Genomic DNA, 694 nt, shown 5'->3' with positions numbered 1-694 from the left:
GTGCAACACCTGATGGCGGACGGCTTTACTTTCAAGCCGCGACAGCCGGTGGACTGGATGGTCTGCGACATCGTCGAGACGCCGGCGCGCAACGCCGCACTTCTGGAAACCTGGATCGGCGAGGGCCATTGCCGCGAGGCCGTGGTCAACCTGAAGCTGCCGATGAAGCAGCGTTATGCCGAAGTGAAGCGTTTGCTGGAGCGGATTGAAGAGGGCTTCAAGGCGCGGGGAATTCGGGTGGCGATTGGCTGCAAGCAGCTGTATCACGACCGCGAGGAAGTGACCTGCCACCTGCGGCGCCTGGATGTGAAAAAGCCCAGATCGGCGTAGCCCTCGTCATAGCGCCGGATGCCCCGCAGGAGCCCGCTTCTACATAAGTAGGTTCCTGGGCGTGGGGTGTTGTGGCGACGCCCGCAGGAGCCCGCAACTGATGACCCGATGGCACCATTGCGCGACAATGGCCGCCTGTTTCAGGAGTGAACCATGAGTCAAATCATCGATACGCCGGTTGACGGCACCCTCGACGCCACCGGCCTTAATTGCCCCGAGCCGGTGATGATGCTGCACCAGCACATTCGCGACCTGCCCGCAGGCGGGCTGCTGAAGGTGATCGCCACCGACCCTTCCACCCGCCGCGACATTCCCAAGTTCTGCGTGTTCCTCGACCACGAACTGGTGGCGCAGCAGGAAGAGG

The 694-nt window shown here is 62.7% G+C and carries 1 protein-coding gene and 1 pseudogene; both read left to right on the top strand.

Going from position 1 to position 694, the window contains the following annotated elements; all coding sequences use genetic code 11:
- Positions 1-330, top strand: a pseudogene (locus Q7C21_RS22315) (23S rRNA (cytidine(2498)-2'-O)-methyltransferase RlmM); the annotation flags it as partial.
- Positions 331-483: 153 nt separating this feature from the next.
- Positions 484-694, top strand: a 211-nt coding sequence (gene tusA, locus Q7C21_RS22310; protein WP_375151132.1) for a sulfurtransferase TusA, incomplete at its 3' end; no start/stop codon positions are given.

Origin of the sequence: Pantoea sp. ANP04, from assembly GCF_041982285.1 — a bacterium.
Taxonomy (GTDB): domain Bacteria; phylum Pseudomonadota; class Gammaproteobacteria; order Enterobacterales; family Enterobacteriaceae; genus Pantoea; species Pantoea eucalypti.
Note: the sequence above shows the minus strand (reverse complement) of the source record. Positions and strands in the feature narration are given on the sequence as shown.